Source organism: Novosphingobium sp. BL-S-21 (assembly GCF_055521655.1).
Genome location: NZ_CM145496.1, coordinates 825,172 through 850,774, shown reverse-complemented (window position 1 = coordinate 850,774; position 25,603 = coordinate 825,172). Strand labels below are relative to the sequence as shown.

The window sequence follows — 25,603 nt, the reverse complement described above, 5'->3', positions numbered from 1 at the left end:
GCGGCGGGAGATCCGGGACGACGGTGAAATCCCCTTCGCAGACCGCTTCCCCTTCGGCCGTTCAATCTCTATCTGGCCCTGATGGCGCGAACACCTGCCGGCACTCCCGAACACCCCCAAGGCACCGAACGCTTCAACGAGGAGCGGGCGACTTTCACCCTGCGCGGCTCCGAACAGCCCGATCTCCAGCAGGGGGTCGAGGCGATCCGGGAAACCTTGCGGACTCTGCCCGCCAAGCCCGGGGTCTACCGCATGCAGGATGCGCGCGGGGATGTGCTCTATGTCGGCAAGGCGCGGGTGCTGAGGAACCGCGTCGCCAACTATACCCAGTGGGAGCGGCTGCCCGGCCGCCTGCAGCGCATGGTCAGCCAGACGCGCAGCATGACCATCGTCACCACCAATTCCGAGGCCGAGGCGCTGCTGCTGGAAGCGCAGCTCATCAAGCGCTTTCGCCCCGCCTACAACGTGCTGCTGCGCGACGACAAGTCGTTCCCCTTCATCCTGCTGCGGTCCGAACATGAGTTCCCGCGCATCATGAAGCACCGCGGCGCGCGCAAGATGAAGGGCAATTATTACGGCCCCTTCGCCAGCGCCGGTTCGGTGAACACCACGATCAACGCCCTGCAGAAGCTGTTCCTGCTGCGCAGCTGCACCGACAGCTTCTTCTCCCGGCGCGACCGGCCCTGCCTGCTCTACCAGATCAAGCGCTGCTCCGCGCCTTGTGTCGGCCGGATCGACGAGGCGGGGTACGGAGAACTCGTGAAGGAAGCCAAGGACTTCCTTGGCGGCAAGTCCAACGCGGTACAGAGGAAGATCGAGAGCCAGATGGCCGAAGCCGCGGCCTCGCTGGACTTCGAGCGCGCGGCCATGCTGCGCGACCGCTTGCGCGCGGCCACATTCATCCAGGGTAGCCAGGCCATCAACGCCGAAGGCATGGACAGCGCCGACATCTTCGCCATGGCCTGCAAGAACGGCCAGATCGGCGTGCAGGCCTTCTTCATTCGCGGCGGCCAGAATTGGGGCCACCGCGCCTTCTTCCCGACGCATACCGAAGGCCTGTCCGAGGAAGAAGTGTTCCAGAGCTTCCTTGCCCAGTTCTACGAGGAAGTGCCGCCCTCGCGCACCATCCTGGTCGACCGCGAACTGCCCGAGGCCGAACTCATGGCCGAGGCCTTCCGCGAACTGGCGGGCGGCAAAGTCGAGATATCGGTGCCCCAGCGCGGCAGCCGCCGCCGCCTGATGGATCAGGCCGTGCGCAATGCCGTGGAGGCGCTGGACCGCCGCATGGCCGAGCGCGGCTCGCAGGCCAAGATCTGGCGCGAGATGACGGAATTCCTCGAACTGCCGGACCTGCCGCAGCGCGTGGAAGTCTACGACAACTCGCATATCCAGGGCAGCAAGGCGGTCGGCGCGATGGTGGTGGCCGGGCCGGAGGGTTTCCTCACCAGCCAGTACCGCAAGTTCAACATCCGCGAGGCGCAGAGCAACGACGATTTCGCGATGATGCGCGAAGTCATGACCCGTCGTTTCGGGCGCGTGCAGGAAGAGGACCCCGAACGCGAGAGCGGTATGTGGCCCGACCTCGTGCTGATCGACGGCGGCAAGGGCCAGATGAGCGCCGTGAAGGACGCGCTGGAGGAACTCGGCATCGAGGACGTGAACCTCATCGCCATCGCCAAGGGGCCGAACCACGGCCGCGAGGGGCGGGAGATATTCCACTTCCCCGACGGGCGCGAAAAGATGCTGCCGGTCAACTCGCCGCTGCTGTTCCATCTCCAGCGCCTGCGCGACGAGGTCCACCGCTTCGTCATCGGCGCGCATCGCGCCAAGCGCAGCCGCGCGATCACCGCCAGCCCGCTCGACGAAATTCCCGGCATCGGCCCGGCCCGCAAGCGCGCGCTGCTGCTGCACTTCGGCACGGCAGGCAAAGTGCGCGCCGCCAGCCTGGACGACCTTCAACGCGCGCCCGGCGTCAGTGCGGCGGTGGCACAGACGATCTACGATTTCTATCATCCGAACGGCTGACGGGGCGCGGCGAAGGAGGCCGATAGCCGCGGCTCCACCCTCCGCGCCGAAGGACCAACAGCCGACTCCCATCGACGAACGACATGAGCCTCGCGTGACACTGCGGCGAAGTTCGCGCTAGGACGCGCGCATCCGCTGGCGCGCGGGGGCAGCCCTGCGCATCCGCAACAAAGCCGATTTCCGGAGCTTCAGCCCCTCATGCGTTCTTCCTTGCGTAATCTCGCCACGGCCGGCGCCGTGATTGCCCTTGTCGTTTCCGCGCAGGCCTTCGCCGCAGCACCTGCCGCCGTTCCTCCCGCCGCCTCGGGCGAGGCCGTGCCGCTGGCCGAAACCGTCCCCAGCGACCTGCCGCGCAACGCCCGGCCCAGCCACTACCGCATCGAAGTGACCCCCGATGCCAAGGCACTGACCTTCAGCGGCATCGCCTCGATCGACCTCACCGTCTTCACCGCCACCGACGCACTCACGCTGCACGGCAATGGCCTGGCGGTCTCGTCCGCCAGCCTGGTCGCCGCCAACGGCGTCACCCTTCCGCTCCAGACGAGCGCCGACGAGAACGCGCAGACCTTGCGCTTCGCCGCCGGCAAGACGCTCGCGCCGGGCAAATACCGCCTCGATGTGACTTATGCCGGCAAGATCGGCACTCAGCCCTCCGGCTTCTTCGCGCTCGACTATCCCGACAAGCGGACCGGCGCGGGCAACCGCGGCGAAGTGCGCGGGCTGTTCACCCAGTTCGAAGCGCCTGACGCGCGCCGGTTCGTGCCCAGCTTCGACGAGCCGAGCTACAAGGCGACCTTCGACCTTTCCGCCGTCGTCCCCGCAGACCGCATGGCGATCAGCAACATGCCGGTGAAGGGGCAGGAAATGCTGGCGGGCGGGCTCAAGCGCGTCACGTTCGGCACGACTCCGAAAATGAGTTCCTACCTGCTGTTCTTCGGTGTCGGCGATTTCGAGCGGACCGCGAAAAAGGCGGCGGACGGCGTGGACGTGGGCATCATTTCGCCCGCGGGCAGCGGCGCTCAGGCCGACTACGCGCGTGACGGCCTCGCCCAGATCCTTCCCTGGTTCGACGACTATTTCGGCGTGAAGTTCCCGCTGCCCAAGCTGGACAACATTGCCGCGCCCGGCTCCTCGCAGTTCTTCGGCGCCATGGAGAACTGGGGCGCGATCATGACATTCGAGCGTATCCTGCTGCTCGATCCCGCCGTCACCAGCCCTTCCGGCAAGCAGAGCATCTACAGCGTGCAGGCGCACGAAACCGCGCATCAGTGGTTCGGCGATCTCGTGACGATGGCCTGGTGGGACGACATCTGGCTGAACGAAGGCTTCGCCAGCTGGATGGCCGACAAGGTCACCGATCACTTCAACCCGGAATGGAACTGGAAGCTGGGCGGCATCGACGGCCGCGAAGGCGCCATGGCGCTCGACGCGCTGCCAACCACGCACCCCGTCGTGCAGAAGGTCCGCACGGTTTCCGAGATGGAGCAGGCCTTCGATTCGATCACCTACCAGAAGGGGCAGGCGGTCATCTCGATGCTGGAGGACTATGTCGGCGCCGATACCTGGCGCACCGGCATGCAGACCTACATGCGCAGCCATGCCTATTCGAACACGGTCAGCAAGGACCTCTGGGCGGCCATGGAATCGGCGGGCGGCAAGGACGTGGACCTGATCGCCGAGGCGTTCACCCATACCCCGGGCGTACCGCTGCTGCGCGTCAAGGTATCCGCCTGCGCGGCCGGCAAGACGCGCCTCGACCTGACGCAGGACGCCTTCTCGCTCGATCCCTCGACCCGCGGCGGCAAGACGCCGACCTGGCCCATGCCGCTGCTGATCCGCGCCGGAAACGGGGAGCCCACGCGTCATCTCATGACCGGCAGGACCGACAGCGTCACGCTGGACAGCTGCGATGCCGTGCTCGTGAATGCGGGCCAGCTCGGCTATTACCGGACGCTCTACGATGGCAAGGCGCTCGATGCGCTGGTTTCCGGTTTCGCGTCGCTGGCGCCGATCGACCAGTACGGCCTCCTGCGCGACAACCTTTCGCTGTCGCTGGCGGGTTATCAGGACATGTCGGCGGGCCTGCGCCTGCTGTCGGCCGTACCCGCGACGGCCGATGCCACGCTTTCGGGCAAAGTCGTCGGCCAGTGGGAAGGCGTCTACGGTCTGCTCGACGATGCCAAGGTCAAGTCCAGGCTCGCCGCGCGGATTTCGAAGACCTGGGCGCCGCGTCTGGACAAGCTGGGCTTCGACCCGGTCGCAGGCGAGCCGCTGACCGACACCAAGCTGCGCTCGCAGCTGATAGACACGCTCGGCACGATCGGCGACGCCCGTGTCGTTGCCGAGGCGCGCCGCCGGCTCCAGGGGCTCGCCGCCGATCCCAAGTCGCTTGACGGTCCGATGAAGGCCACCTGGCTGAGCGTGGCTGCGGCCAATGCCAATCGTGCCGACTGGGATCTCCTGCGCCAGCAGGCCGCCAAGGCCACCGGCTTCGTGGAACGCCAGCTCTACTATACGGACCTCGGCATGGCCGGGGACGAAGCGATCGCCAAGGACGCTCTCGCGCTTGCCATTTCCGGCACGCCCGATGCGACCAGCGCCTCGCAGATCATCACCACGGTCGGCCGCGCCCATCCGGAGATGACGTTCGACTTCGTTCGCGCGCACCAGCAGGCGATCGACGGGCTGATCGAGCACTCCGGCCGCGCCCGCTTCTTCGCGCGCATCGTCGCGTCGAGCACGAACCCGGACATGGTCGGCAAGATCGAGGCCTATGCCGCAACGCTTCCTGCGGATGAGGCCAAGCCGGTGGTGCAGGCTCTGACCGGACTCAAGGAGCGTCTGGCCAATCGTCCCCGCCAGCGCGTCGAGGTCGCGGCCTGGGTGAAGAAGACGAAGTAAGGGGGCGCAATTCCGGGGGGTGACCCCCGGGCCCTCGGAATGGCGACATCCCGCATTGCCGGGCAGGGCGGAGAACAGGAGAGGCAGGGGGGCCTGGATCCCCTGCCTCTTCCTTATTTGCCGAACCTGCGAAGCACGCGCCACCCGAAAGCCTTTATCCGGTTCCGCGCGGGCCAGCGCTTCGTTCGTCCCGGCGAGAGGCCGAACCCTCGCAGCCAGCCATTGAAGGCCCGCGCATCGGCCTCCGCAAAGCTCCATTCGGAACGCCAGGTGATCGACAGGGAAACCGATGGCGCGCCGCCGTTGCGCACGAAATGGGGCGCCATGACCGGGACATAGACCGCCTCGCCCGCGCTCAGGGCGAACTCCGTGCCTCCGGGCAGGAGGTCGTCGTGCCACTTGAGTTCGCGGCCGCCGCCCGTGTGGTAGGTCTCGTGGACCCGGTCCGGCGCGAAGCGGGGATCGCCGGCGGGGAACTGGGTCATGACCTTGGTGCCGCGCACTTGCAGCAGGATGTTGTGTTCGGGGTCGAAGTGATAGGGCGTGACGCCGCCCGCCGAAGTGACGAAGGCAAAGGCCTGAAGCTTCATCATGCGGCCGGTTTTCGCCTCGATGGCGGGGCGCAGCTCATCCAGCAGCTCGCCCAGAAGGCGGGCGTAGCCAGGGTCCTGTTCGATGTTCTTGATGACGGCCCACGAGTTGGTCGTCTCGATCTCGCGGATCGTGCGGCCGATGGGGATGCCGGTGGGCGCGGGCTTGCCGTCGATGCCAAGCGGCTGGTTGCCGAAATTGTACTCCGCCGACCCCGCCGGCAGCGATTCCGCAAGGGCGGCAAGCGCTTCCAGCGTCATCAGCGGATGCTCGCCAAGGGCATGGGTCAATTTGTGCGGCACTTCGGGGTAATTGGCGGAAAAGCGGGCGCGCGCCTCTTCGGAGAAGACGGCAGCGCCTCCGGTCTTGGAAAACAGGTTCACAGGTTTCCTCCTGCGGGACGGCGCGCGATTTCCGCGCGGACGAAGTGGCGGAACAGGCGGCGGCGGAGCGGACCGCCGATGGCGATCGAAATTCGCGCGACCGTGCGGCGCTGGCGCCAGAGATGGTCGATCATCGGGTGGTCGGCCGCGGCGCAGCTGTCGGTCCAGGCGATGTCGTCGCGCTCCAGCACGCGCAGGTTCTCCCGCTGGAGCAGGACCCCCGGCGAGTATCGGGAGTAGCCTTCGTCGAAAGCGGTCTTGAAGGAATAGGCGCCCGGCGGGGTCAGGAAGCTGGCCAGCATGGCGATGGGCCGGCCGTCGAGCATGAGCGAGAGACGTTCGAGACGGCCCCGCCGGGCCGCGCCTTCCAGGCTTTCACGCAGCAGGGCGGTCGTTTCCGGCTGGTTGGCCAGCGCCGATCCGGCCTTGCCCTTCCAGCCAGAAGCCTCCAGCGCGAGGAAGGCGTCGCACCATGCGGCCAGGCCGTCCTCACCGGAGTGTCGCTCGACATCCACGGTTCCCAGTTCCGCCAGGCGGCTGGCCTGTCGGCGCAGTTCCTTGCGTTTCTTGCCCGATAGCGAGGCCTCCAGATAGGCGTCGCCGGTCAGGTCCGAGGCGAGCAGGGCGCGCTCCTCGCGGTGCACCACTTCGGACTGGCGCGGTTCTGCGGCAAGCAGCGCCGAAAGGGCGGCGTGAACGGGGCCGTCGACGGGAATGCCGCGCAAGTGGAGGAACAGCGCCTGTCCCGCGTGACCATCCGCCCAGTCCAGCACCGCGCGCCAGAACGCGGCCTCCGCGCCCCGTGCCACCAGCGGGACGCCGCAGAAGCAGTTGTCGTGAAGCCAGCTTGTCAGGTTCGGCACCGGCCAGCGATAGTAGCGGGGTGTTCGCAGGATCGGCAGAAGCCCGGCCAGCTCTCCGGCCCGCTCGAACCGCAGGATCATCACGTCCTGTCCGCGCGCGAGGTGACGCAGCGAGGGCAGGAGATACCAGCTTTCGAAAAAGGGATTGGGCTCGCTCGCATCCAGCGCGAGCCGGTCCCAGGCGGCGATGTCGGCCTCCAGCGCACGCCACGGGACGCAGCGCAGCGAATCGGGCGCCGCCGCCGGAGCGGCGTCCCTGCGAACCGAATGGGCCTGGCGGTCGAACATGGTGCTTGCGAGCCTGCTTATCCTTCAGCAGCCTCTAGCGCCCCGGCATCAAGGAAGTGCTAACGCCGCCTTCCATGCCAAAGCCCCGGCGGATCGCTCCGCCGGGGCCGGCCATCATGGTCTTGTCGTTTCAGCCTGCTGCCAGCGCGGCAAGCAGGAGCAGGGCGACGATATTGGTGATCTTGATCATCGGGTTCACCGCCGGTCCGGCCGTGTCCTTGTAGGGATCGCCGACCGTATCGCCCGTCACCGCGGCTTTGTGAGCTTCGGAGCCCTTGCCGCCGTGATGGCCGTCCTCGATGTATTTCTTCGCATTGTCCCAGGCGCCGCCGCCCGAGGTCATCGAGAGCGCCACGAACAGGCCGCCCACGATCACGCCCAGCAGCAAGGCGCCGAGCGCGGCGAAGCCGTTTTCGGTGCCCGCGACCGCCGAGATCACGAAGTAGACCACGATCGGCGCCAGCACCGGCAGCAGCGAGGGCACGATCATCTCCTTGATCGCGGCCTTGGTCACGAGGTCCACGGTCCGGGCGTAATCGGGCTTGGACTCGTAAGTCATGATGCCGGGATTGGCCTTGAACTGTTCGCGCACGTCCACCACCACATCGCCGGCCGCGCGGCCCACGGCGGTCATGCCCATGGCCCCGAACAGATAGGGCAGCAGCGCGCCGAGCAGCAGCCCGACGATGACGTAGGGATTCTCCAGGCTGAAATCGACATTCAGGCCGGGGAAGAACTCCCTAAGATCGTTGGTATAGGCCGCGAAGAGCACCAACGCGGCAAGGCCCGCCGAGCCGATGGCATAGCCCTTGGTCACGGCCTTGGTGGTGTTGCCCACCGCATCCAGCGCGTCGGTCTTCTCGCGCACGGCGTCGTCCAGACCGGCCATTTCGGCGATGCCGCCGGCATTGTCGGTGACGGGGCCATAGGCGTCCAGGGCGACGACCATGCCTGCCAGCGCCAGCATGGCGGTAGCCGCATAGGCGATGCCGAGCAGTCCCGCGAGCTGGTAGGCCACGATGATGCCGGTGACGATCACCAGGGTGGGCAGTGCGGTGGCCTCAAGACTGATCGCAAGTCCCTGGATGACGTTGGTGCCGTGGCCGGTCTCCGAGGCCTTGGCGATGGAGCGGACCGGCCGGTAGCCGGTGCCGGTGTAATATTCGGTGATCCAGATGATGAGGCCGGTAATGACCAGCCCGACCAGCGAGCAGTAGAACAGCGTGCGGCCGGAGAAGTCCGTTTCGCCGATGAGGGCGTTCATATCTCCGAGCGAATAGCCGATCGCCCACCAGATGGCCGGCACCGAGAGCACGGCAGTGACAAGGAAGCCCTTGTACATGGCGCCCATGATGTTCTGCGATCCGCCGAGGCGGACGAAGTATGTGCCGATGATCGAGGTGACGATGCAGACGCCGCCGATCAGCAGGGGCAGGGCCATCAGGCCGGAAAAATTGTCGATGCCCTTCATGAGGAGGGCGGTCAGCACCATGGTAGCGCCGACAGTGACGACGTAAGTCTCGAACAGGTCGGCAGCCATGCCGGCGCAGTCGCCCACGTTGTCTCCCACGTTGTCGGCGATGACGGCGGGATTGCGGGGATCGTCTTCCGGGATGCCGGCTTCGACTTTGCCGACAAGGTCGGCGCCGACATCGGCCGCCTTGGTGAAGATGCCGCCGCCGAGGCGGGCGAATATCGAGATCAGGGAAGCGCCGAAGGCGAGGGCGGTGAGACCCTGGACCACGGTGCGGTCTTCTCCGCCCACGGTATGTCCGCCCGGCCCGGTGAGGTACCAGTAGAACACGGCGATGGCGAGCAGCGCGAGGCCGGCCACCAGCATGCCGGTGATCGCACCGGCACGGAAAGCCAGGGTCAGGCCCTGTTGCAGGCCGGTCTGCGCGGCGGCCGCGGTGCGCACGTTGGAGCGGACCGAGATGTTCATGCCGATGAAACCGGCAAAACCGGAAAGGATCGCGCCGATCACGAAGCCCACGGCCGAAACGGTCCCGAGCGTGACGACGATAATCAGTGCAACGACGATCCCGACAACCGCGATCGTCGAATACTGCCGTTTCAGGTAGGCTTGTGCGCCTTCCTGAATGGCGGCGGCGATTTCCTGCATCTTTTCGTTGCCGGCTGGAGAGCCGAGCACTTGGCGGCTGGTGACGAAGCCATAGAGAATGGCCAGAAGCCCCAGGACAATTGCGATCGTGACTGGATTCACAAAACGCCCCCTTTTCCCAATATGTAACGACGGGTTTTCCCGCTCGATACGACTAGGGCTATAGGGAAGCTCGACTAGTGGCAAGCGCCTTGATAAGCCGGGTTAGTAAGGTTTCCGTCGCAAGGTACGACGAGGCGCTCAATGCTGGTAACCCAAGCGCTCGGGCAGGGGTGCGGGCTGGCCCTGCCACTCCAGCGCAATATCCGCGCCTTCTGCCACGGCGCCGATCGGCCGGACATGCGAGCCCGCCGCTGCGGCCGCCGCACGCACATAGGCGCTGTTCACGGCAGGCGCGGTGAACAGCAGCACGTAGTCGTCGCCCGCCGTCATGGCCTGGAGCCTCTGTTCCAGACCATCGCCGACAGTGGCGACCAGCGCTCTGGACAGCGGCACGTCGTCGGCAGTGATGACGATCGAGACGTCGCTGGCCTTGGCCATGCGCCGCGCATCCACCAGCAGGCCGTCGGAAACGTCCATCATGGCGGTCGCCAGGGGGGCCAGCGCCACGCCCAGCGCCGGCTCGGGCATGGGGCGGTGGTACCGGTCGATCAGCCAGCCCGCTTCGGGCGTCTGGACCCGGCCTCCCGACGTCAGCAGCTCCAGGCCGAGCCCGGAATCGCCGATCGTGCCGCTGACCCACAGCAGATCGCCCGCCTGCGCCCCGCTGCGCGAGGGCACGGGGCAATCTTCCGGCCCGCGGCCGAGCGCAGTGAGCGAAAAACTGCGCGCCGAACCCTTGGGCATGCGTACGGTGTCGCCGCCGAGCAGCGGCAGCCGGAAATGCCGGCAGGCGAGTTCCAGCCCGGCCAGAAACGCGCGGTCCCAGTCCTCTTCGCCCAGAGCGTGCGACTTGAGGCAGCCGAGCGGTTCGGCGCCTTTCGCGGTCAGGTCCGAGGCGTTGACCGCCACCAGTTTCCACGCGACATCTTCGGGCGGATCGCCGGGCAGGAAATGCACGGCCTCCACCAGGGTGTCCATGGTCAGGACCAGCTTCTGTCCGCCGAGTTCGAGGACGGCGGCATCGTCCGCCAGCCCGCGCGCGGCGGGGCTGACGGCAATGGCGCGCAAGGCGTCGATGAAGGCGAATTCGCGGCTCACGCTGAGACCATGGGCCGCGCCGGGCCCCTTGTCGAGATCAGGCCTTGAGGATCATGCCGCGCGAAACACGCAGCGCGGCGCGTCAGCGGACCGACTTCGCCACGGCATCGAGCACGCCGTTCACGAACTTCGCCTCGCGCGCGTCGAAGAAGGCATGGGCCACGTCGAGATATTCGCTGATCGCAGCCGCGGTGGGCACGTCCGGGCGGGCCATCAGTTCGTAGGCGCCGGCGCGCAGGATCTGCAGCATGGTCTTGTCGAGGCGGGGCAGCGCCCAGCCTTCGGCCAGCTTGCCGGTGATCAGTTCGTCGATCTCGTCGCGGCGGGCGATCACGCCCTTCACCACGTCGTCGAAGAACGCGACTTCGGCCTTGGCGTACTGGTCTTCGTCGATTTCCGCACCCAGGCGGTGACGGTGGAACTCGTCCAGCAGCGTGGGAAGCAGGGTCGCTTCCATCTCGAACTGGTAGAGCGCCTGAACGGCCGCGAGGCGGGCGGCCGCACGGGCCTGCTTGGAATAATTCGTCATTGGCCGAGCCTTATGGAAATGGAGCGCGCATGCGCAGGAAGCCCTTCCGCATCGGCAAGGGCGACGGCGGCGGGGCCAATGGCCTCAAGCGCCGCCTGATCGAGCTGGATGAAGCTGGTGCGCTTCATGAAATCGAGGACCGAGAGGCCCGAGGCGAAGCGCGCGCGCCGCCCGGTGGGCAGGACGTGGTTCGGGCCGGCCACATAGTCGCCCACGGCTTCGGGGGTCATGCGGCCGAGGAATACCGATCCGGCATGGCGGATCTTGCGGAACAGGCTTTCGGGATCGTCGGTCGCGATCTCGACATGCTCGGCGGCAAGCGCATCGGCCAGGATCGGCGCCTGTTCCAGGCTCTCGACGACGACGATGACGCCGTATTCGTTCCAGGACTGGCGGGCGGTCGCCTGGGTGGCGAGCGCGGAAAGTTCCAGCTCCACGGCCTCGGCCACGGCATCGGCAAAGGCCGCGTCGTCGGTGATGAGGATCGATTGCGAAGTCGGGTCGTGCTCGGCCTGGCTCAGCAGGTCGGCGGCAATGCGGCGCGGTTCGTTCTTCGCATCGGCAATCACCAGGATTTCGCTGGGGCCGGCTACCATGTCGATGCCGACTACGCCGTAGAGCTGGCGCTTGGCCTCGGCCACCCAGGCATTGCCGGGGCCGGTGATGACATCGACCGGGGCGATCCGCTCGGTACCATAGGCCAGTGCGCCGACGGCATGGGCACCGCCCACGCGCCAGACCTCGTCCACGCCCGCGAGATGCGCGGCGGCGAGCACCAGGGCATTGACCTCGCCCTTCGGCGTCGGGGTGACGACGACGAGACGCTCCACGCCGGCCACTTTCGCGGGGATCGCGTTCATCAGCATCGAGGAAGGATAGGCCGCGCGGCCGCCCGGCACATAGAGCCCGGCGGCATCGACCGCGCGCCAGATCGCGCCGAGGCGCACGCCGGCTTCGTCGGTATAGTCGCGGTTTTCCGGGAGCTGGGCGGCGTGATAGGTGCGGATGCGGTTGGCAGCCAGTTCGAGCGCATCGCGCAGGGTCGGCTCCAGGCCATCGAAAGCGGCGCGGCAGGTCTCGGCATCGATCTGCCAGCCGCTCTCGTCAAGGTCGTGGCCATCGAAACGTTCGGTATATTCGGCCAGGGCGGCATCGCCGTTCTCACGCACGGCGGAGAGGATCTCGGCCACATCGCGCGCGACATCGACAGCACTTTCGCGGCGGTCGGCGACGACACGCTGGAACGCCTCGGCAAAGCCTGCGTCCTTGCTGGAAAGCCGCAGCATCAGGCGGCCGCCTCGCGCGTCCGGGCATTTTCGGCCACCAGCGCGCGGAAACGCTCGACCAGTGCGGCCACGCGCTCGTCAGTCTTGAGCGCTGCGCGATTGACGATCAGGCGGGCCGAAATGTCGAGGATGCGGCTGGTCTCGACAAGGCCGTTTTCCTTCAGGGTGCGCCCGGTGGAAACGAGATCGACGATGCGGCTCGATAGTCCCAGCGTCGGCGCCAGTTCCATGGCGCCGTTCAGCTTCACGACTTCGGCCTGCACGCCCAGCTTTTCGTAATGGCGGCGCGTGAGGTTCGGGTACTTGCTGGCGACGCGCAAGTGCGACGGCAGGGCGCCCCCGACTTCGCCTTCGCGCTCCGCCACGGAGAGGCGGCAGTGTCCGACATCGAGGTCAACCGGCGCGTAGAGGTCCGGGTAGGCGAATTCCTCGACCACGTCGGAGCCGACGATCCCGACTTGCGCCGCGCCATGGGCCACGAACGTCGCCACGTCGAAAGCGCGCACGCGGATCAGGCGCGTGTCGCTGTTCTCGCAGGCGAAAGAGAGCGCGCGAGACTTCTTGTCGTGGAATTCCGCCTCGGGCACCACGCCGGCGCGCGCCATCAGCGGCAGCGCCTCGTCGAGGATTCGGCCCTTGGGCACGGCGAATGTCAGGGTTGTCGGCATGGTGCGCGCATTTAGGCTGCCATTGCGCAAAGGGCAACCGGGGATAACGGGCGTCTGACGACCCGGCCTGTTATTCGCCTGGGGCGCGGGCCTTGATGGCAAGGGCATGGACGCGCGTTCCGGGAATGTCGCCGAGCGCGGCATTGACGAGACGCTGGCGTTGGAGGCGGGAAACGCCGGTGAAAGCAGGGGTCTCGATCTCGATGGTGAAATGCGATTCGCCGGTGCCATCGTCGCCCATATGGCCGGCGTGGCTGGCGGAATCATTGATTACCGCGAGGTGGGTGGGGGCGAAGGCGGCTTCGAGAAGCTGCCGCATTTCCTGTGCGATCGGTCCGGTCATGTCTTCCATTTAGACGCAGCTTATCCCATCTGGAAGCCGGTGAGACATTCTAGATTTCATGGCAGGGTCGAATCCGGCGGACGCGAATGCAACTGGCCGGGATGTGAGGAAGCGGGCGAGTTTCGCGCGCCGGGCGTTCGTTTGCCGGGTTTCGACGGGCCGGGCGACTATCGCTGGTTCTGCCTCGACCACGTTCGCGAGTTCAATTCGGGATACGACTATTTCGACGGCATGAGCGCGGAGGAAATCTTCCGTGCCCAGTCGCCGCTTCATGGCTGGGAAGCGCAGAGCCGTGCCTTCCGGCCGGACGCCGGCGTGGACGGAACGCCGCGGTGGGCCGATTTCGCGGACCCGCTGGAGGCGATCAGCGGGCGGGCGAGGGCCCATGTCCGGCAGCGCCAGGCCGACATGAAGCCGCAGAACATCCGCTTCACGCCGGAAGAGCGCCGCGCCCTGGAATTCCTGGGCCTGGACGGTGACATCGACAGCAAGACCCTGCGCCTGCGCTATACCCGGTTGCTCCGGCAGTATCACCCCGATCACAACGGCGGAGACCACAGCCACGCCGAGCGGCTTCAGGGCGTGGTGGAGGCCTACCAACTGCTGCGAAAGTCTTCGGCAATGGCTTCGGCCGGATAGGCGTTCAGCCGGGGGATCGAGAACTTGCGGCGGATGTGAGCCTGCTCAGGCCCCCTCCGCCTCGCAGATTTCGGCGAGTTGATCGGCGCAGGCAGACCAGCCGTCCACGAAGCCCATCTCTTCGTGCTGCTTCTTCGTTTCGCTGCTCCAGTGACGAGCCGAGGCGGTGTAGCGAGTGCCGTTGCCTTCGCTTGCCACTTCCCAGATGCCGATCATGAAGGGGCCGGAGGGCTGGAAATCGGCAGTGACGGCATCGGTTGTCACGAAGCGGCGGCCTTCCTCGTAGGCGATATAGATGCCGTTCTGCGGCGCTTCCTCACCGTCGGGGCCATACATCGTCATCCGGCAGGCGCCGCCGGCGCGCTTGTCCTGCTCATCAATCTCGACCCGCCAGGGGCGAGGGCACCACCATTCCTCCTGGCGATTGGCCATGACGTCCCAGACTTTCTCCACGGGGGCGTCGATGAAGCGCGTGATCGAGAGTTCGTTGCTGGCATCGTTCACGGACAATCTCCTCAATCGCGAATCATTCAGTCGCGGTCCGGCGCGCCGAGCGGGAAGTAGGCGCGGAAGGGTCGGGCATCCTCGACGCAGCGCGCGACAGAGGGCAGGGACAGCAGATGCGCGCGCCATTGTCGCAGGCGCGGCCTGTCTTCCGGGATGGGGTGGACCCAGTCGGCATAGAACAGCGATGGCGCCGCCGCGCATTCGATCAAGGTGACCTGATCCATCGGCGGATAGAACTGCAGCCAGCCTTCCAGCCAGGCATAGACCCTGTCGAGTTGGGCGCGCGCTTCCGCGCAGCGGGCAAGGTCGGGGTTCTTGCTGTCGCGGATATATTCGTTCACGACGATCTGCATCACGTTCATGACGTAGTTGTCGAACACGCGGTCAAGCATCCGGATCGCCGTGGCCGCATCGGGATCCTCGGGAACCAGCGTGCCGGGCGCGATGAGATGCCGGTCGATATATTCGACGATCGTCGTCGCTTCGAACAGAAGGTTCTCGCCATCGCGCAGCACCGGGAACTTGCCGAGCGGGCCGGCGGTCTGGACGACTTCGGCATGTTCGGGGTGCTCGGCATCGATAATGCGGAACGCGAAAGGCACGTCATAGGCGTAAAGCGGGATTAGCGCCTTCCAGGTGTAGGACGAGAACGGATGGCCGAAAAGTTCCAGGCTCGGTTCCGGATTCATGCGCCGGTTCCTTGCCCGTCATGACCGGCGACGGCGGCCTCGATCGCCGCGATGTCGATCTTGCGCATCGTCATCATCGCCTCCATCCCCCGCTTCGCTGCCGCGCGGTCCGGGTTGGTAAGGGAATCGCTGAGCGCCTTGGGGGTTATCTGCCAGGAAAGGCCCCACTTGTCCTTGCACCAGCCGCACATGCTTTCGGCCCCGCCATTGCCGACGATCGCATCCCAGTAACGGTCGGTTTCCTCCTGGTTCAGAGTTTCGACCTGGAAGGAGAAGGCTTCCGAATGCTGGAAAGTCGGGCCGCCGTTGAGGCCGATGCATTCGATACCCATGACCGTGAATTCCACGGTGATGACGTCGCCCTGTTTCCCGTCCGGATAGTCCGTGGGAGACTGGACGACGCGGGTGACGTGGGTGTCGGGGAAGACCGAGGCATAGAAATTCGCCGCTTCTTCCGCCGCGCCGTCGTACCAGAGGCAGACGCGGTTCTTTGCAGGGCGATCGGCGGTCATTTCTTCATCTCCCCGATCAGGGTGTTGTCCACGGCCTTGGCGGCCTTGTAGCCTTCCCGCGCCTGGAAACGCTCGGCGTAGGCGACGAAAGCGCGGCGCGGCGGCATCGTGCCGAACGTGAGCCCCCAGTCGACCGCGCTGCCGACGTAGACGTCCGCCATGGTGAAGCGTCCGCCGCAGACATAGTCGGCCTGGTCGAAATGGCTCTCCAGCGCGTTAATCGTGCGCTCGAAGTTCCCCCAGCCAGCCATCGGCTCCTGCTCGGGCGTGGGTTCGCACTTGAGGTGGCGGGAGGTGATCGCCTGTTCGACCGGGCCGGAGGCAAAGAAGGTCCAGCGGTAATAGTCCGCCATTTCGGCATCGTTCGGCAGCAGCCCGGCCTCGGGATGCATCTCCGCCAGGTAGAGGCAGATCGCCGCCGCTTCAGTGACGACCCGGTCTCCGTCTTCGGCATGGTGGACGATGGTGGGCACTTTGCCCATCGGATTGACCGCCAGGAAACTCTCCGGCTTGTCTTTCCAGTCGATCAGGATCTGCCGATAATCGGCCCCGACTTCGTGCAGCGCCCAGCGCGCGATCTGCCCGCGCGACATGGGATTGGTATAGAAGGTGTAGTCGGCCATGATCCTACTCCATCGTCCTGCTTGAAGGCGGAACAATCATGGAACATCGTTCCGCCGTCAATGGCCTTTCGTTCCTGTCGCGCCCCGGTCTTTTTTCGGGGGCCGATCGTTCGGAGACCAGAGGTTTCGGGGATCAGTCGCCTTTCGGCCCGACCAGTCCGAAGCCGGCGCCCTGAGGATCGAGCGCGACGATGATCCACTCACCGCCCGGCACTTCGTGCGGTCCCATCAGGACCTTGCCGCCATTTGCCTCCACCGCCGATTTTGCCTGTGCGATGGAGGGCACGCCGAAGTAGAACATCCAGACCGACGGCTGGCTTTCTTCCTGCCGCTGCATGATCGCGCCCAGCGTCTGGCCGTGGTGCCCGATGAAGCAATAGTCGCCCATCTCGCCCATCGACATCTTCTCGTCGAACGTGAAGCCGAAGTGCTTGCCGTAGAAGGCCATGGACCCGGCCTGGTCGGGGCTGGCGAGTTCGTTCCAGCGCACCCGCTGGTTCTCCGTGACGGAGAAGACGTCACTGGCAGCATCCGGCTTGTCGGCAGGTGGGACCGGCTTCATCAGATAGATCGGCACGCCCTGCGGATCGGCGACCATGGCGATGCGGCCGACGGGCAGGTCCGTGGCCGGCATCTGCACTTTTCCGCCCTCGGAAGTGATCGCCTCCACCGCGGCATCCACGTTCTCCACGTAGAAATAGGGGAGCCAGATCGGCCTTGCGCCGCCTTGCGCCATGTCCTCGGTAATGGCCATCGCGCCCCCGGCCATGCCGCCGTCGTCGCGAACGATCATGCGGTAGTCGAGGCCTCCTGCCTCGGGATCGGCATGAGTGGCGATCGTCCAGCCAACGACCTCGCGATAGAAGGCGGCGGCGCCCTCGATGTCGCTGGTGAGCAGTTCGTACCAGATGAAGCTTCCGACGGGATTGGCCACGGTCATTCTCCCTGTTCGGTCTGGGGCAGCACGACGACGGACTGGAAGCCGCCGAAGATCATGCGGGCGCCGTCGAACGGCATGGGGTTCTTCTCGGGGTCGAAGCGCGGGTCGGTCTTCATCAGTTCCATGAGCAGGCCCATCTGGCGATCGCGGGTGCCCTTGTCAGGCCATTCGATCCAGCTGAAGCAGACCACTTCGTCCTCCTTCGCCGCGACGGCGCGGAAGAAGTCGGTCTGCTTGCCGTGCTCGACATCGTCTCCCCAGCATTCGACGATGCGCGTGGCGCCGTACTCCATGAAGTAAGTGTCGAATTCCCGGGCGTGGGCGATGAATTTATCCTTGTTGGCGGCAGGGACGGCAATCACGAAACCATCTACGTAAGGCATGGCTATTCTCCTAAGTGGCGGGAGAGGCGTAGCTTTCGAGTTGTTCGGCAAGGGCCCGGCGGAAGGCCGGACGGTTTTCGCCGCGCGCCTTGTAGGCGGCGAGCGCGGGAAACTCTGCGAGGATCGCGGTATGGTCCAGGCTGCGCAGCACGGTGACCAGCAGGATATCGGCGATGGAGAAATCTCCGGCGATCCAGTCCTTGTCGCCGAGCGCGGTCTGGGTGGCGGCGAGGCGCGACTGCGCCAGCTTCACCGCGCTTGGCCGCGCTTCGGCTGCCCAGGGTTTGCCTGCGTGGAAGATATCGAGCGCGCCGATCTGCGCGACGAAGGGCTCCACGCTGTTGAGGGCGGCGAACAGCCAGGTGATCGCCAGCCAGCGTGCGCCGGGGTCGGCGGGCAGCAGGCGTTCGTCCTGCTCGCCCAGGTAGAGCAGGATGGCGCCGCTTTCGAACAGCTTGCGCGTGCCGTCGTCGAAGGCGGGGACCTGGCCGAAGGGTTGCCATTCCCGGTAGGCATCGGGGCGCGGGTGATAGACGTCGAGTTCCTCTACCCGGTAGTCCCGGCCCAGCTCTTCGTGCGCCCAGCGCAGGCGAAGATCGCGGACCTGCCCGCGAACCGGCGGCGGAACGTCGGCATAGGCCGTGAAGACGGTGGAAGCGGTCTCGCTTCGAGGCATCGACACTCTCCTGTTCGCATGACCACGGCCTGTGCGGCACGGCCATGAACGGCGCCCGTTGCGGGCTCCGATCGGTGTCGCCCTGGACCGGGCGATTCGTTATTGCAGGAGCCTGGGCAATCAGGTTACAAAAAGCAACTATGAAGTTGAAAAAGGAAACCGGCTCCGGGTCGAAGCGGCCGGGCGGCGCGGTGAACGAACCGGAAGATACCAGCACGCAGGCCGCATTGCACGGACGCTGGTATCGCGACGCCTGCGGCGCGGCTTTCGCCATGGAACTCGTGGGCGAGCGCTGGACCCTGCCGATCGTGCGCGAGATGATGCTCGGGCCGCGGCGCTTCAACGGGTTGCGCGCCTCGCTGCCCGGAATCAGCGCCAAAATATTGACCGAGCGACTGGGCAGTCTGGAGGCTTCGGGCATCGTGCGGCGCGCGGAACTTCCGCCGCCGGCTTCGATCAAGGTCTATGCGCTGACGGAGTGGGGACTGGCGCTGGAGCCGGTCATGCAGGAGCTGGGCCGCTGGGCGGTGCGCTCGCCGGGACACGACCCCTTCCTGCCGCTGACGCCGGTGGCCTTCATGCTTTCCCTGCGCACGATGATCGAGCCGGCGCGGATCGGTGCACTTGCCTTGCGGGTGGTGTTCGATGTGGCCGGCCAGGCTTTCGTCGGCACTTTGGGGCAGGGTGAACTGGGCATCGCCCCGGCCGGGGAAGAGGTCGGGGCTGTCGATCTGCGCTTCGCTGCGGAAACCGCGACCGATTTTCTCCCGGTGTTCTACGGCAAGCGCTCGGCCGAAGAGGCGGGGGGGCGATTGTCGATAGAGGGCGACCCGGCACTCGCTGCGCGTTTCATCGATCTGTTCGCGCTGCCGCGGAAACTCGGGCGCGCCGACGATGCAGGGGATTGAGGCCCGTCGCCCATCACAAGCGTGACCAATGCTCTTGGCGGCGGACGACCCCGACCTTTCACGGAAGCAGCGCCTGTCGGCATCGCGCCCTGGTTTTACCCATAAGCCGCAAAGCCTGTTGCGGTGCAGCGCTCGCTTGTCTACGCGAGTGCAACGATGACTGAGACCGAGACCATGAAAGCCGAGAACCGAGACGCCACTGTGCTGGCTGCTCCCGACATCGAACTCGACGTGCGCGAGACTTTCGGAATCGATATCGACTGGAAGGTGCCCGCCTTCTCCGTCGCCGACGAGCGCGTTCCGGATCTGGACGAAACTTACGTCTTCGACCCGGACACCACGCTCGCGATCCTGGCCGGCTTCGCCTACAATCGCCGCGTCATGGTGCAGGGCTATCACGGCACCGGCAAGTCGACTCACATCGAACAGGTTGCCGCGCGCCTCAAGTGGCCGTGCATCCGCATCAACCTCGACGCGCACATCAGCCGCATCGACCTGATCGGCCGCGACGCCATCGTCCTGCGCGACGGTCTGCAGGTCACCGAATTCCGCGAAGGCCTGCTGCCCTGGGCGCTCCAGCACCCGGTGGCGCTGGTGTTCGACGAATACGACGCGGGCCGCCCGGACGTGATGTTCGTCATTCAGCGCATCCTCGAAACCGAGGGCAAGCTGACCTTGCTCGACCAGAACCGCGTGATCCGCCCGGACCGCAATTTCCGCCTGTTCGCCACCGCCAACACGGTCGGCCTCGGCGATACTTCGGGGCTCTATCACGGCACCCAGCAGATCAACCAGGGCCAGATGGACCGTTGGAACCTGGTGGTCGGCCTCAATTACCTGCCCGAGCCGGTAGAAACCGACATCGTCACCAAGAAGGTGCCGCAGGTGGATGCCAAGGTCGTCGCCAACATGGTCAAGGTTGCGGACTTCACGCGCCAGGGCTTCATGAACGGCGATATCTCGACGGTGATGAGCCCGCGTACGGTGATCACCTGGGCGCAGAACTCGGCCATCTTCAACGACGTGGGCTTCGCCTTCCGCCTCTCGTTCCTCAACAAGTGCGACGAGACCGAGCGCGTGATGGTGGCCGAATACTACCAGCGCGTCTTCGGCAAGGACTTGCCCGAGAGCGTGGTCGGCAAAGTCTGACCTTCGAATTGCGAAACAGGAAAAAGGGAGGCTGCGGCCTCCCTTTTTTATGCTCGCCTAGGATCGCGACGCCTCAAGGCTTCGTCAGCTGTCCGGGTAGATGGCCTTGACGAAATAGAGCCCGTCCGGCGGCGAATTCAGGCCCAGCGCCTGCCGGTCGCGCGCTTCCAGCGCCTCGGCAACGCGCGCTTCCGTCCAGCGGCCCATGCCCACCAGCGCCAGGCAGCCGACCATCGAGCGGACCTGGTGATGCAGGAAACTGCGCGCCTCGGCCTCGATCAGCACCATCTCGCCTTCGCGCCGCACATCGAGCCGGTCGAGCGTCTTGAGCGGGCTTTGTGCCTGGCAATGGGCCGAGCGGAAGGTCGTGAAGTCATGCAGCCCGACCAGCGTCTGCGCCGCGCGGTGCATGGCGGCCGCGTCGAGCGGCTTGGGCACCTGCCAGGCCTTGCCGCGCTCCAGCGTGAGCGGCGCCCGGCGGTTGGCGATACGATAGACATAGGCGCGGCCGATGCAGGCGAATCGCGCATGCCAGTCGTCCGGCACGATCTGGCAGGCGACCACCGCGATCGGATGAGGCCGCAGCCGCGCATTCATGCCCTCCATGAACTGGAAGGGCGTGAAGGGTTTGGCGATGTCGATATGGGCTCTCATGCCCAGGGCATGAACCCCCGCGTCAGTGCGCCCGGCGGCATGCATGCTCGTGGTCTCGCCGGTAAGGGCGAAAGCCGCTTCCTCGACGCTCTGCTGCACCGAAGGACCGTGCGCCTGGCGCTGAAGGCCCATGTAGGGGGCGCCGTCGAATTCGAGAGTGAGGGCAAAGCGGGTCATCGCGCCGCCGATACAGGACTGTGCGCGGACTGCAAACGCCTTGGCTCACGGCCGCAAGCGGCGCATCCTCACGGGCGCTTCATGGGAGAAGGCAGGATGAGCGACGAAAGGACTATCGCCGAGCGGCCCCGCTTCGAGACGTTTCGCGGCGGCGCGGCGCTTTCGCTGGACGAATGCGGCTGCATGACCCTGGCAGGTGAGGCGCCGAACATGCTCGCGGCGCTGCCGCTCTTCGCGAGCGCCGGGCCGGAAACCGGGGAACGGGTGGACGTGCCCTATCGCCGGCCGGGCATGAGCCTGGCGCGGCTCCAGTTGAAGAGCGGCTTCGCCTTGCCGCTGCACAGCCATGACTGCGATTGCCTGTACTATATCGTCGCGGGCAGCGTCGAACTCGGCACCGAAACGCTGTCGGCAGGCGACGGCTTCTTCGTGGGCAGCGAGGTGCCCTATGCCTATGTGGCCGGACCGGAGGGCGCGGAAGTCCTGGAGTTTCGCGCTACCGACAGTTTCGACATCCGGGTGCGCGACAAGTCGCCGGCAGGCTGGGCCCGCGCCGCCGAACGGGTCCGCGACGCGCAAGCCAGATGGGCGAACGAGCCGCCGCCCGCTCCCCGTCTCTCTGGCGGCCAGTTGCCCGAGCGCCAGGCGCCCGAGCCGTCGTGACGATCAGCCGAGGCGCGTGCCTGCCGGTATCGGCCGGCCGCGCAGCAGGTCGGCCGTGTCCATAGCAGGCTTCCCGGCGCGCTGGATGCGGGTCACGCGGATGGCGCTGTCGGCACCGCACGCCACGGTGAGCGCTTCGTCGAGCGTCAGGCCAGGCTCGCCCGAACCTTCGGCGACGTCGGCCGCCAGCACTTTGTAGCGCTCACCCTCCAGTTCGAAGAACGCGCCGGGCGCGGGCATGAAGGCGCGAACCTGACGCTCGACCTGCTCGGCGGTCTGCGTGAAGTCGAGCCGGGCATCGGCCTTGTCGATCTTTTTTGCGTAAGTGACGCCGTCTTCCGGCTGGGAAACGTGGCGATGGACGGCCAGGTCGCGCAGCGTGCCGACCATCAATTGCGCCCCTTTTTCCGCCAGTTCGCTTGTCAGCTCGCCCGCCGTCTTGCGCTCGATCGTGGTGCGCAGGGTGGACAGCATCGGCCCGGTGTCCAGCCCGGCCTCCATCTGCATGATGGTGACGCCGGTGGTGGGATCGCCGGCGAGGATCGCCCGCTGGATCGGCGCCGCCCCGCGCCAGCGCGGCAGGATCGAGGCGTGGATGTTCAGGCACCCCAGGCGCGGCGCGTCCAGCACCGCCTGCGGCAGTAACAATCCGTAAGCGGCGACCACGGCAATGTCCGCCTCCAGCGCGGCGAATCGGTCCTGTTCCTCTGCGCTGCGCAGCGAGACGGGGTGCCGCACTTCGATCCCGCGCATCTCCGCTTCCTTGTGCACGGGCGAGGGCGTCAGCTCCTTGCCGCGCCGGCCACCGGGGCGGGGGGGCTGGCTGTAGGCCGCGACGATCTCGTGCCCGGCCTCCACCAGCGCGACCAGCGCGGGCACTGCGAAGTCGGGCGTTCCCATGAAGACGATACGCATGGTGTGGGGAAATCTCCGAAACACTTCCTCTAAGGCTCCGGAGGCCCTATCCCCGGCGCCATGGCATCGCAAGAGATCGAGACGCTTACGGCCGCGCTGTCGCGCCTTCCCGGACTTGGCCCCCGTTCCGCGCGGCGGGCCGTGCTCTGGCTCATCAAGCGGCGCGAGACCTCGCTGGTGCAACTGGTGGAGGCACTCGGCGCCGTGAAGGAAGCGCTGGTAGAGTGCGCGACCTGCGGCAATATCGACACGACCAACCCTTGCGGCATCTGCGCCGATCCGCGCCGCGACGCCGGCTCGCTCTGCGTGGTGGAGGAAGTGGCGGACCTCTGGGCGCTCGACCGGGCGCGGCTCTTCACCGGGCGTTATCACGTCCTCGGCGGTCGTCTTTCCGCGCTTGACGGCGTGCGCCCGGAAGATTTGACGATCGACCGGCTGCTCGTGCGGGTGGAGGCCGGCGGCATCGACGAAGTGGTGCTGGCCATGAATGCGACGCTCGAAGGGCAGACCACGGCGCATTACATTGCCGAGCGTCTTGAAGGGCTTCCGGTGCGCATTACCCAGCTTGCCCACGGCCTGCCGGTGGGCGGTGAACTCGACTATCTGGACGAGGGTACGCTGGCCCAGGCGATCCGTGCACGGCGGCCTGTGAGCTAGCCGATCACTGTCATCGAAGCGTCCATCTTGCGAAAAACCGCCATCGCGACTATCTGCGCCCCATGGCTATCCGTGAAATCCTCGAAGTTCCCGATCCGCGTCTCAAGCAGGTTTCGGTCCCCGTCGAAAAGTTCGACGACGAGCTCAATACGCTCGTCGAGGACATGTTCGAGACCATGTATGACGCACCGGGCATCGGCCTGGCCGCCATCCAGGTGGGCGTTCCCCTGCGCGTTCTGGTGATCGACCTTCAGCCGGACGACGAGGATGCCGAGCCGGAAGTGTGCACCGCTCACGGTGATCATCACCACACGCACCAGCCGACCAGGAACGAGCCCCGGATCTTCATCAATCCGGAAATCCTCGATCCTTCGGAAGAGCATACCGTCTACCAGGAAGGCTGTCTCTCGGTCCCAGAGATCTATGCCGACGTGGAGCGCCCCTCGCGCATCCGTGCCCGCTGGCAGGACCTCGACGGCACCGTGCACGAGGAAGACATGGAAGGCCTGATGGCCACCTGCCTTCAGCACGAGATGGACCATCTCGAAGGCATCCTCTTCATCGACCACCTCTCGCGCCTGAAGCGCCAGATGGCGCTCAAGAAGCTGGACAAGCTGCGCAAGGCGGCGTGATTTCCGCTTCGGTGGAAAATCCCCGATAAGGGCTGGCGTTCCTGAAACGTTCCGGATAGGCTTCCGGAATGGAAATCGCTGTCGCCGCACTTTTCGCGCTCGTTGTCGGTCTTGGTGCCGGCTGGTTCTTCGGGTCCCGACCTGCCGCCGAATGGCGGCAGCGGCATGAGACGCGCGACCGTGAGGCGCGCGATCTCGACGAGCGCTTCCGGGCAGCGATTCGCGACCTGGCAGGCGCCACGGAGCGCGCCAGCCGGGCCGATGACCTTGCGGCATCGCTGGAACGCACCCGGGCCGAACATGGCCTGGCGGTGGACCAGCTGCGCAAGGACCATGGGGAGACGGTTGAGCGCCTGCGCTTCGAGCATGTCGAGATTCTGGACCGCACGCGCGGCGAATTGACCCAGGTTCTGGAACGCACGCGGTCCGAGCATGCCGGTCTGGTCGATGGCTTGCGCCGCGAGCAGCGCGAACTGGCTTCCGAACTCGCGACGCTGCGCGAAAAATCCGCCAATTTCGACGAACAGAAGCGGCTTCTGCTGCAAGCGCAGGAAGCGCTGCGCAAGGAATTCGAGAATGCGGGTGCGAAGGTGCTCGCAGGGGCGCAGGATGCTTTCCTGCGCCGCGCCGGGGCGCGGTTCGAGGAGAGCGAGAAAGCCAATGCCGAGCGCATCGCCACGCTGCTGGCGCCGGTCGGCGAGCGCCTCAAGTCCTACGAACTGCAGGTATCCGCGCTCGAGGCCAAGCGGGTCGATTCGTTCGGCCAGCTCACCGGCCTGATCCAGTCGATGCGCGAAGGGCAGGAAAAGGTGCGCGAGGAGGCGCAGCGGCTCGGCAATTCTCTGCGCAATGCCCCCAAGGCGCGAGGGCGCTGGGGCGAGCAGCAGCTTCGCAATGTGCTGGAGCAATGCGGTCTTGCCGAGCACACGGACTTCGTCACCGAGCATTCGATCGACACCGAGGAAGGCCGACTGCGGCCGGACGCGATCGTCAACATCCCGGGTCAGAAGCGCCTGGTGATCGATGCCAAGGTCTCGCTCAATGCCTATCAGGAGGCCTTCGAGGCGCAGGACGAAACGACTCGTGACGCCGCGCTGCGCCAGCATGTCGCCTCGATGCGCAATCACGTCCAGACCCTGGGCGCCAAGAGCTATCAGAGCCAGTTCGAGGACGCGCCGGATTACGTGGTCATGTTCGTGCCGGGCGAGCACTTCGTGGCCGCTGCACTGGAGCAGGATCCCGAACTCTGGGACTTCGCCTTCCGCAACCGCGTGCTGCTGGCCACGCCGACCAATCTCGTCGCCATCGCCCGCACCGTGGCACAAGTCTGGCGACAGGACGGCCTGGCGCGCGAGGCGCGCGAGATCGGCCGGATGGGCGGCGAACTCTACGACCGGTTGGCCACGGCCAGCGAGCACATGAAGCGCGTGGGCGCGGGTCTCGAATCGGCGGTGAACAATTACAACAAGTTCGTAGGCAGCTTCGAACGCAACGTACTCAGTTCGGGCCGGCGCCTGCGCGACAAGCACATCGAGATCGGCAAGCGTGAGATCGACGACGTGCCGCAGATCGAATCAATGCCGCGCTATGGTGCCGAAGCCGTGGCCGAGGAGATCGAGGCCATTGCCGAGACCAGGCCCGCCGTAGAGGATAATCCCCTGTCGGAAGCGGCCGAATAGG

At 66.2% G+C, this 25,603-nt stretch carries 26 protein-coding genes; 9 read left to right on the top strand and 17 right to left on the bottom strand.

Features of this window, described 5'->3' with window-relative positions; translation table 11 throughout:
* Positions 1 to 81 precede the first annotated feature (81 nt).
* Positions 82 to 2,025, top strand: coding sequence for an excinuclease ABC subunit UvrC (gene uvrC / locus ACZ1J6_RS12445; RefSeq protein WP_431567051.1), 1,944 nt, complete (start codon positions 82 to 84; stop codon positions 2,023 to 2,025).
* 198 nt (positions 2,026 to 2,223) lie between these two features.
* Positions 2,224 to 4,926 carry a M1 family metallopeptidase gene (locus ACZ1J6_RS12440; protein WP_465128103.1) on the top strand — a complete coding sequence of 901 codons (2,703 nt, stop codon included), beginning with the start codon at positions 2,224 to 2,226 and terminating at the stop codon, positions 4,924 to 4,926.
* Between the two features lie 113 nt (positions 4,927 to 5,039).
* Here ACZ1J6_RS12440 and ACZ1J6_RS12435 read toward each other — a convergent pair whose 3' ends face one another.
* The 8 genes from ACZ1J6_RS12435 to ACZ1J6_RS12400 form a co-directional block, all read right to left on the bottom strand.
* Positions 5,040 to 5,900 carry a transcriptional regulator gene (locus ACZ1J6_RS12435; protein ID WP_431567049.1) on the bottom strand — a complete coding sequence of 287 codons (861 nt, stop codon included), beginning with the start codon at positions 5,898 to 5,900 and terminating at the stop codon, positions 5,040 to 5,042.
* Positions 5,897 to 7,051, bottom strand: a complete 1,155-nt coding sequence (locus ACZ1J6_RS12430) for a GNAT family N-acetyltransferase (protein ID WP_431567048.1) — start codon at positions 7,049 to 7,051, stop codon at positions 5,897 to 5,899. The genes ACZ1J6_RS12435 and ACZ1J6_RS12430 overlap by 4 nt, the downstream gene beginning before the upstream one ends.
* Before the next feature lie 130 nt (positions 7,052 to 7,181).
* The gene (locus tag ACZ1J6_RS12425) at positions 7,182 to 9,275 is read right to left on the bottom strand and encodes a sodium-translocating pyrophosphatase (RefSeq protein WP_314465596.1); all 2,094 of its coding nucleotides are present in this window, start codon (positions 9,273 to 9,275) and stop codon (positions 7,182 to 7,184) included.
* A 138-nt stretch (positions 9,276 to 9,413) separates the two neighbouring features.
* Positions 9,414 to 10,373, bottom strand: a complete 960-nt coding sequence (thiL, locus tag ACZ1J6_RS12420; RefSeq protein ID WP_431567047.1) for a thiamine-phosphate kinase — start codon at positions 10,371 to 10,373, stop codon at positions 9,414 to 9,416.
* An 82-nt stretch (positions 10,374 to 10,455) separates the two neighbouring features.
* A complete protein-coding gene (gene nusB, locus ACZ1J6_RS12415; RefSeq protein ID WP_134093033.1) occupies positions 10,456 to 10,902 on the bottom strand; it encodes a transcription antitermination factor NusB in 447 nt (148 codons plus the stop codon).
* Entirely contained in the window at positions 10,899 to 12,188 is a 1,290-nt protein-coding gene (gene hisD / locus ACZ1J6_RS12410; protein WP_431567046.1) for a histidinol dehydrogenase, read from the bottom strand. The genes nusB and hisD overlap by 4 nt, the downstream gene beginning before the upstream one ends.
* Positions 12,188 to 12,856 carry an ATP phosphoribosyltransferase gene (gene hisG, locus ACZ1J6_RS12405; RefSeq protein ID WP_132263134.1) on the bottom strand — a complete coding sequence of 223 codons (669 nt, stop codon included), beginning with the start codon at positions 12,854 to 12,856 and terminating at the stop codon, positions 12,188 to 12,190. The genes hisD and hisG overlap by 1 nt, the downstream gene beginning before the upstream one ends.
* Positions 12,857 to 12,926: 70 nt before the next feature.
* Positions 12,927 to 13,199 carry a BolA family protein gene (locus ACZ1J6_RS12400; protein WP_207912811.1) on the bottom strand — a complete coding sequence of 91 codons (273 nt, stop codon included), beginning with the start codon at positions 13,197 to 13,199 and terminating at the stop codon, positions 12,927 to 12,929.
* Positions 13,200 to 13,238: 39 nt separating this feature from the next.
* On the opposite strand from ACZ1J6_RS12400, the gene ACZ1J6_RS12395 reads away from it, so the two are divergent.
* Positions 13,239 to 13,838, top strand: a complete 600-nt coding sequence (locus tag ACZ1J6_RS12395) for a J domain-containing protein (RefSeq protein WP_132263131.1) — start codon at positions 13,239 to 13,241, stop codon at positions 13,836 to 13,838.
* Between the two features lie 45 nt (positions 13,839 to 13,883).
* Here ACZ1J6_RS12395 and ACZ1J6_RS12390 read toward each other — a convergent pair whose 3' ends face one another.
* The 7 genes from ACZ1J6_RS12390 to ACZ1J6_RS12360 form a co-directional block, all read right to left on the bottom strand.
* Positions 13,884 to 14,342 carry an SRPBCC family protein gene (locus tag ACZ1J6_RS12390; protein WP_431567045.1) on the bottom strand — a complete coding sequence of 153 codons (459 nt, stop codon included), beginning with the start codon at positions 14,340 to 14,342 and terminating at the stop codon, positions 13,884 to 13,886.
* A gap of 26 nt (positions 14,343 to 14,368) precedes the next feature.
* Entirely contained in the window at positions 14,369 to 15,034 is a 666-nt protein-coding gene (locus tag ACZ1J6_RS12385; protein ID WP_431567044.1) for a glutathione S-transferase family protein, read from the bottom strand.
* Positions 15,031 to 15,546 (bottom strand): VOC family protein, encoded by a 516-nt coding sequence (locus ACZ1J6_RS12380; RefSeq protein ID WP_431567043.1) that lies wholly within the window; start codon positions 15,544 to 15,546, stop codon positions 15,031 to 15,033. The genes ACZ1J6_RS12385 and ACZ1J6_RS12380 overlap by 4 nt, the downstream gene beginning before the upstream one ends.
* Positions 15,543 to 16,169, bottom strand: coding sequence for a glutathione S-transferase family protein (locus tag ACZ1J6_RS12375; protein ID WP_431567042.1), 627 nt, complete (start codon positions 16,167 to 16,169; stop codon positions 15,543 to 15,545). The genes ACZ1J6_RS12380 and ACZ1J6_RS12375 overlap by 4 nt, the downstream gene beginning before the upstream one ends.
* A 133-nt stretch (positions 16,170 to 16,302) precedes the next feature.
* Positions 16,303 to 17,109 (bottom strand): VOC family protein, encoded by an 807-nt coding sequence (locus ACZ1J6_RS12370; protein ID WP_431567041.1) that lies wholly within the window; start codon positions 17,107 to 17,109, stop codon positions 16,303 to 16,305.
* Complete coding sequence (locus ACZ1J6_RS12365; RefSeq protein WP_134093027.1) at positions 17,106 to 17,492, bottom strand: DUF1428 domain-containing protein; 387 nt, start codon at positions 17,490 to 17,492, stop codon at positions 17,106 to 17,108. Before ACZ1J6_RS12365 ends, ACZ1J6_RS12370 begins: the two co-directional genes overlap by 4 nt.
* A 10-nt stretch (positions 17,493 to 17,502) precedes the next feature.
* Positions 17,503 to 18,168: a glutathione S-transferase family protein gene (locus ACZ1J6_RS12360; RefSeq protein ID WP_431567040.1), complete on the bottom strand. Its 666-nt coding sequence runs from the start codon at positions 18,166 to 18,168 to the stop codon at positions 17,503 to 17,505.
* Between the two features lie 140 nt (positions 18,169 to 18,308).
* Here ACZ1J6_RS12360 and ACZ1J6_RS12355 point away from each other — a divergent pair, with 140 nt between their 5' ends.
* Together ACZ1J6_RS12355 and cobS are read left to right on the top strand one after the other, a co-directional pair.
* The gene (locus ACZ1J6_RS12355; protein ID WP_465128102.1) at positions 18,309 to 19,076 is read left to right on the top strand and encodes a winged helix-turn-helix transcriptional regulator; all 768 of its coding nucleotides are present in this window, start codon (positions 18,309 to 18,311) and stop codon (positions 19,074 to 19,076) included.
* Between the two features lie 156 nt (positions 19,077 to 19,232).
* A complete protein-coding gene (gene cobS, locus ACZ1J6_RS12350) occupies positions 19,233 to 20,225 on the top strand; it encodes a cobaltochelatase subunit CobS (protein WP_132263117.1) in 993 nt (330 codons plus the stop codon).
* An 84-nt stretch (positions 20,226 to 20,309) separates the two neighbouring features.
* On the opposite strand, the gene truA is transcribed toward cobS, so the two are convergent.
* Positions 20,310 to 21,056 carry a tRNA pseudouridine(38-40) synthase TruA gene (truA, locus tag ACZ1J6_RS12345; protein WP_431567038.1) on the bottom strand — a complete coding sequence of 249 codons (747 nt, stop codon included), beginning with the start codon at positions 21,054 to 21,056 and terminating at the stop codon, positions 20,310 to 20,312.
* A gap of 96 nt (positions 21,057 to 21,152) precedes the next feature.
* On the opposite strand from truA, the gene ACZ1J6_RS12340 reads away from it, so the two are divergent.
* The gene (locus ACZ1J6_RS12340; RefSeq protein ID WP_243654073.1) at positions 21,153 to 21,719 is read left to right on the top strand and encodes a cupin domain-containing protein; all 567 of its coding nucleotides are present in this window, start codon (positions 21,153 to 21,155) and stop codon (positions 21,717 to 21,719) included.
* A gap of 3 nt (positions 21,720 to 21,722) precedes the next feature.
* On the opposite strand, the gene fmt is transcribed toward ACZ1J6_RS12340, so the two are convergent.
* A complete protein-coding gene (gene fmt / locus ACZ1J6_RS12335) occupies positions 21,723 to 22,634 on the bottom strand; it encodes a methionyl-tRNA formyltransferase (protein ID WP_431567037.1) in 912 nt (303 codons plus the stop codon).
* A 60-nt stretch (positions 22,635 to 22,694) separates the two neighbouring features.
* On the opposite strand from fmt, the gene recR reads away from it, so the two are divergent.
* The 3 genes from recR (at position 22,695) to ACZ1J6_RS12320 (ending at position 25,602) form a co-directional block, all read left to right on the top strand.
* Positions 22,695 to 23,291, top strand: coding sequence for a recombination mediator RecR (recR, locus tag ACZ1J6_RS12330; RefSeq protein ID WP_132263112.1), 597 nt, complete (start codon positions 22,695 to 22,697; stop codon positions 23,289 to 23,291).
* Between the two features lie 62 nt (positions 23,292 to 23,353).
* Positions 23,354 to 23,923, top strand: coding sequence for a peptide deformylase (def, locus tag ACZ1J6_RS12325; protein WP_431567036.1), 570 nt, complete (start codon positions 23,354 to 23,356; stop codon positions 23,921 to 23,923).
* Positions 23,924 to 23,991: 68 nt separating this feature from the next.
* A complete protein-coding gene (locus tag ACZ1J6_RS12320) occupies positions 23,992 to 25,602 on the top strand; it encodes a DNA recombination protein RmuC (protein WP_431567035.1) in 1,611 nt (536 codons plus the stop codon).
* Position 25,603 lies beyond the last annotated feature (1 nt).